This is a genomic window from Daejeonella sp. (genome assembly GCF_044232565.1).
Taxonomy (GTDB): domain Bacteria; phylum Bacteroidota; class Bacteroidia; order Sphingobacteriales; family Sphingobacteriaceae; genus Daejeonella.
Window position 1 is genome coordinate 1 of the sequence record NZ_JBIILQ010000168.1, and the last position, 6211, is coordinate 6211.

A 6211-nucleotide genomic window follows, 5' to 3' on the forward strand; every position below is an offset into this window, starting at 1 on the left:
TGTGTCTCCTTTGCTGGCTATTTGAGGCAAGTGCGTAATTGCAATAACTTGCATGTTTTTTGATAGTTTTTCCATGATGTGCCCAACCTTCAAAGCTATTTCACCGGATATTCCGGTATCAATTTCGTCAAAAATCAGTGTTGGTAGTGCTGTATGCATCGCGATAAGTGATTTAATGCTAAGCATTAACCTGGATAGTTCACCACCAGAGGCGACTTTATTCATTGGTAATGGTGCTTGGCCCTTGTTTGCACTAAATAAAAAATTGATTTGATTATTTCCATTTTCATCAAATTTCCCCTCAGGTAAGGTGTTATTCATCACTTTGAGAACGGCATTTGGCATACCTATTTCCGCCAATGTGTTCATAATGGCTTCCTCAACTTTGGGGATGCTTTCGACGCGACTTATATTTAGTTGTAATGAAAGGTTCTGGATTTCCTTAAAATAAACATCAACTTCAGTTTTTAATTTTTCAATGTCTTCATCCGCGAAAAGAATTCCATTTAGCTTTATTGAAATTGCATCACGAACGGCAATTAACTCCATTTCTGATCCAACACGATGTTTTTTCTGAAGCGAGTAAATTAAGTCTAGCCGATCACTAAGTTTCTGTAAGCTAATTGGGCTCACTATGCTACTGTGCTCAACCTGTTCTATTTCAGAAAGAATATCTTTAACCTCGATTAAGCAACTGTTCAGACGGTCTGTAAGCTCATTTAGTTCAACTTTATATTTCTCTGCATGTGCCAAACTAAGTGCAGCTTCTTTAATCTGTGCAATGGCAGAAGGCTCATTCTCATTTAAAATAGAGATGGCATTTTGCAAGTTTTTCTTGATATCTTCTGCATGACTTAATGCATCCAGCTCTTTTTCAAGATCTACTTGTTCACCGGCAAAAAGTTTTGCTTTTTCCAACTCATCAAACTGAAATTGAAAGTAATCTAAATCAGATTTCGACTGCTCGCTTTGGCTTATTAAATCTTTTAGTTTAGATTGTGCATTTCTATAGGCTTTATATAGTTTACGATAATCAGTTAAAAGGTTCTGATTTCCGGCTACTGTATCAATAACTAGTAATTGAAATTCATCATCATTAATTTCAAGGGTTGCATGTTGAGAATGGACATCTATCAATTTTTCGCCTATTTTTTTAAGTATAGCTAAATTAACAGGCGTATCGTTAATAAATGCCCTAGTTTTTCCATCGGATGAAATTTCTCTCCTTAATACAGTTTCAAGGTCGAAATCGAGATCGTTTTCGGCGAAAAACTCATTTAAATAAAACCCATCTAGCTGGAATGTGCCCTCAATGATGCATTTTTTTTGTTGATTAAAAAAGTATTTGCTTTCTGCTCGCTGTCCTAGAATCAAGGATAGTGCACCAAGAATAATTGATTTACCAGCTCCGGTTTCTCCAGTCAAGATATTTAACTCCTTGGAGAAGCAAATATCCAGATTGTCAATTAAAGCATAATTTCTAATGGCAAGTCGCTTGAGCATGTTTGCGTAAAATTTCTGCTAAATTAATAATTCGGTTCAAATGGATTATAGTTTTTACGGCTTTACCTTGTCTTTTTCAAAGATTCGTACTTTGAACTATTAGATGGGTCTATCTCAGAAAGAGCATCATAAGCCTTTAATCTATCTTGTGTATCTGCAGAACTTAAAATATTGACAATTTCATCAACCTTTGCAGTGAAAAACAATTGATTTAAAACCGAGCCTTGCTTTTGCTTGTCAATTTTTTGCAATTGCGGAATGATTGATAAAACAGCTTTTAATCCCTTAGATTTATTATCAGCCATCACATCTAATCCATCTCTGTGATATACATATAAACTCTCGCGAATCGGGTTATAAGACTTATTGGTAAGGTTCTCGACAAGCCAAAAGCGGTTTCGTAGGTTTTCAAATGCTTTCCATCCCGTGCTTGGGGCAATTTGTGCATTGTTTAAAACCGTTTGCGCTTTCTGAAAATAAGGTGTGCCTCCGAATTTAGAGAAACTATCATAATCTAATCCTGTAATTATATAGGCATAAAATGCTAATAAAGAACTTAAATTACTAATGTAATTTTGGTCCGAAAAATCCAATGGCTGCCCTTCAGCATAAGTAAATCCAAATTCTTTATCGCTGATATTCAAAAGCGTACTATTATAGCTGCTATTAAAGACAGGTCTGTTGGATTGAATTTGTGCTTCGGCCTTGAAATTACTTGAGCCATCCCAGTCGGTTATTGTGATTACGAAATTACAGTCAATACGTTCTTGGGGTTGTAAAGCATCCGCTGTCCATTTTCTGCCATTTAAGAAATCTTTAATGCTTGCCTCGAGCATGTCTAAAACACGCTTATTTGAATTTGATAATTGAGGCGCTAGTATTTGTACACGTGCATTGAGATCCTGTGCAAAAACTGCTGTGCTAATAAATAAAAAGAAGAGGAGGAGCAGAGACTGTTTCATTATATTAAATCTAGTATTTTTTTACAAATATCTGCAGCAACTTCTTTTTTGGGTTTAAGCTCAAAGTTCACTTGCTTTTTATAACGGTCGATTATGGTAATTTTATTATTATCGTTCTTGAATGCTCCTCCCTCATCGTTCATTGAGTTTAAAACGATAAAATCAAGATTTTTTTTCTCTAGTTTTTTGATGGCATTGGCCACCTCATTATTTGTCTCGAGGGCAAATCCTATTAAAATCTGACCTAGTTTTTTCTTCTGGCCTAGCGTGGCTAAAATATCGGGAGTTTTGATGAGGTCTAAGCTATAGTCAGGACTATCCTTCTTGATTTTTAGGCTTGCGATTTCTTTAGGACGATAATCTGCAACAGCGGCGCTTAATATGGCGATGTCGGAATTATTGAATTTAGACAGACATGCCTGAAGCATTTCCTCTGCGGATGTTACATCAATTCTGTTGATACGTTTGTCGCTTAATTCTATATTCGTGGGACCACTCACAAGAGTCACTTCTGCCCCTAGAGAGGATAGCTCTTCCGCTAGCGCATAGCCCATTTTTCCGGAAGAATGATTTCCTATGAATCTCACTGGGTCAATTGCCTCGTGGGTTGGACCAGCAGTAACTAATGCTTTTTTTCCTTTAAGCGGGAGTCCTTCTCCATATTTCGCTATGATAAATTCGGTAATTTCCTCTGGTTCTGCCATTCGGCCTTCACCAATTAATCCACTAGCCAGTTCACCATAGGCTGGTTTGATCATTAAATTACCATAGGAAACTAAAGTATTGATATTGTTTTGAGTTGCTGGATGTTTCCACATATCTAAATCCATCGCGGGTGCAAAATAAACTGGGCATTTTGCTGACAGATATACTGCGGATAATAGATTATCACAGAGTCCTTTTGCGAACTTTGCTAATGTATTTGCAGTAGCAGGAGCGATAATTAGGATATCTGCCCATAAACCAAGTTCAACATGATTGTTCCATGTCCCACTTTTCGGGTCGAAATATTCAGAAAATACCGGGTTTTTTGAAAGTGTTGAAAGCGTTAGGGGGCTTATGAAATTACAAGCATCCCTAGTCATAACAATCCGAACATTTGCACCGGCCTTTACCAACAGTCGGGTTAGGGCTGCTGATTTGTAGCTTGCAATACTGCCGCAAACACCAAGTAAGATATTTTTATTTATAAGCATCGGGCATGGTTATACCCATCTTAAAGCATGCATGGGGCATATTATTAAAACAATATGCCCCTATGCCTTAGTGTTGCTCTTTAGAAGGGTTGCGATAATAAACCTTATTGTGTAAAAACTCATCAACAGCAATTAACGAAGGTTTAGCCATACGCTCATAGTGTTTGGAGATTTCAATTTGCTCACGATTTTCGAATATTTCTTCTAAATTATCATTTGCAGATGCGAATTCTGCCAATTTTCCATGAAGTTCTTCCTTCAAATTGTTCGATATCTGGTTAGCACGTTTGCTGATAATTACAATCGACTCGTAAATATTGTCTGTTGTTTTATCTAATTCACGAACATCACGTGTGATGGTGCTGTTTGGAATGGCTGGTTTCGTAGTACTCATTTTATTTGTTTTTAGTTTCTTCTTTTTTAGGTTCTTCTGCTGTTTTTGATTTTGCGTTAGCTTCCGTGGCTTTCATCTTATCCTGCAATATTTTCATTTCTGCCTCTTGTAAAGCTATTAGCTTTCTGACATCTATAATCGACTTCTCAGAATTTTTCTTTATTTCCTCCCCCTCTTTTAAATACTTGCTGGCAGGGTAGATTTTTGTAAATTCTGCTAATAAATTAATGGCCTCATTGTAGCGTTCTTCTTGTTTTGTCTCAATACTTGCTTTTGCATAAAGAGCTTGTGCTTTTATGGTTAGGAACTCCATTTCCTCGGCGTATTTCGTGTCAGGAAAGTCACTCGCCGAATTTCTAAAAGCAATCACTGCAGATTTATAATCTCCAATTTCTAAAAATAACTTCGCATTTGCATAAGATTTCATTTCTAGCTTGTCGCGTAAATTACTAATAAGCTTACTTGCTTCAGTTACACGATCGCTTTTTGGATACAGGTTAATAAACAATTGTAGAGCCTCAATAGCTTTGATTGTGTTTTCTTGATCTAAAGAGTAGGATGGAGATTCAAGATAAAAACAGTAAGCGGCCATGAAGCGGCATTCTTCAGCTTTGGGGCTAGATGCGTAAGTGTCAGCAAAAGTTTTAAAATGGTATCTGGCGTTCGTATAATCTTTAAGCTTATAATTTGTGTAAGCAAAATAATAGGAAAGATCTTCCGCTTCTGATGTTCCGCGATATTTCTGAACTAGGTCATCGAATAACCCTAGGGCCTTGGTATAGTCTTTTTTATCGTAAAGACGGATAGCTTCACGGTATTTTTTGGCAGTGTCGCTACTGGCACGTAATTTTTCATATTTGCTTTTGCAGCCTGCAAATGCAACTATTATGATAAGTAATATGCTTATACTTACTTTAAGCTTGTTTTTAAACATCTTGCAAAGATAAGGTAAATCAGTAAAACATCAATTTTATTTAACACTATTATATATCTCTTATATATATAGCTACGAAAGTATTTTTTTCAGCTTATTGATTCTAAATCTTTAACAGATTTTAACATCTACCTATTTTGTTTTTGTATTGATCACATCGTTCAAAATAAGGCTTATGCAGATAAGAATAATTTTTTATCCTAATGTGTGTGTTCAAATAAAATAGTGCACCATTGAGCAGATAGAAAATTGTTTAACAAGATTTCAAGGCAAGTGCAAGATATAATTTAGCGTTTTTAAGCCATTGTTGTAGATTTTATCATTTAGTACTCCATTCATTTAATAATTTAGTAATTCGTTTTCAAGGAGTTAGGTAATAAATAGGAATAAAAGCTAGTAATTATTGTGTTGTGTGGAAAGATTTGGTATCTTTGCCACCCCGCAAGGAAGCAATGAGCTGTGGGTTGTTGTTTGAGTTTTATGATTTGTTGTTATTTTGAAAGTAGTTTTTTTTACCTCAAAAAAATAAATCAAATTAATTTTGGCGGAGTGGAAACTATTTCTACCTTTGCAGTCCCAAACAAAACGGGGACAATAAAAATAAGAGCTTAAGCGCGATGCTTGAGTGCTAGAAACTGAAAGATTTTACGACTGGGCAACCGGAAGAAAATATAAGCTGCACCGTGAGGGAAAGCGCAACGTTCTTTAAAGAGATATCAATTGAAGTATAATGAGTAATAAGATACTTGTTATTTTAAAGTTAGAAACGAAGATAGATATAATTAATACTAGTTCTATTTGAGATATAATAGGGCTAGGACAAACCAACATTTTACAATGGAGAGTTTGATCCTGGCTCAGGATGAACGCTAGCGGCAGGCCTAATACATGCAAGTCGAACGATACCAGAGAGCTTGCTTTCTGGGAAAGTGGCGCACGGGTGCGTAACGCGTATGCAACCTACCTTAATCAGGGGGATAGCCTCTCGAAAGAGAGATTAACACCGCATAACATCATTTTACGGCATCGTAGAATGATCAAATATTTATAGGATTAAGATGGGCATGCGTGACATTAGTTTGTTGGTGAGGTAATGGCTCACCAAGACTACGATGTCTAGGGGATCTGAGAGGATGACCCCCCACACTGGTACTGAGACACGGACCAGACTCCTACGGGAGGCAGCAGTAAGGAATATTGGTCAATGGGGGCAACCCTGAAC

General features: G+C 36.6%; 5 protein-coding genes and 1 rRNA gene. 1 reads left to right on the plus strand and 5 read right to left on the minus strand.

Translation table 11 applies throughout. From position 1 onward, the window contains the following. From ACILQF_RS09470 to ACILQF_RS09490, 5 genes are all read right to left on the minus strand, one after another. Positions 1-1503, minus strand: a 1503-nt coding sequence (locus ACILQF_RS09470) for a DNA repair protein RecN (protein WP_395627169.1), incomplete at its 3' end; no start/stop codon positions are given. A 62-nt stretch (positions 1504-1565) separates the two neighbouring features. After that, entirely contained in the window at positions 1566-2465 is a 900-nt protein-coding gene (locus ACILQF_RS09475; RefSeq protein ID WP_395627170.1) for a DUF4835 family protein, read from the minus strand. Further along, positions 2465-3661, minus strand: a complete 1197-nt coding sequence (gene coaBC / locus ACILQF_RS09480) for a bifunctional phosphopantothenoylcysteine decarboxylase/phosphopantothenate--cysteine ligase CoaBC (protein ID WP_395627171.1) — start codon at positions 3659-3661, stop codon at positions 2465-2467. Before coaBC ends, ACILQF_RS09475 begins: the two co-directional genes overlap by 1 nt. 67 nt (positions 3662-3728) lie before the next feature. Then, a complete protein-coding gene (locus ACILQF_RS09485; RefSeq protein ID WP_395627172.1) occupies positions 3729-4055 on the minus strand; it encodes a DNA-directed RNA polymerase subunit omega in 327 nt (108 codons plus the stop codon). Position 4056: 1 nt separating this feature from the next. Beyond that, complete coding sequence (locus tag ACILQF_RS09490) at positions 4057-4989, minus strand: outer membrane protein assembly factor BamD (protein WP_395627173.1); 933 nt, start codon at positions 4987-4989, stop codon at positions 4057-4059. A gap of 834 nt (positions 4990-5823) precedes the next feature. Here ACILQF_RS09490 and ACILQF_RS09495 point away from each other — a divergent pair. Then, positions 5824-6211 (plus strand): 16S ribosomal RNA (locus ACILQF_RS09495); the annotation flags it as partial.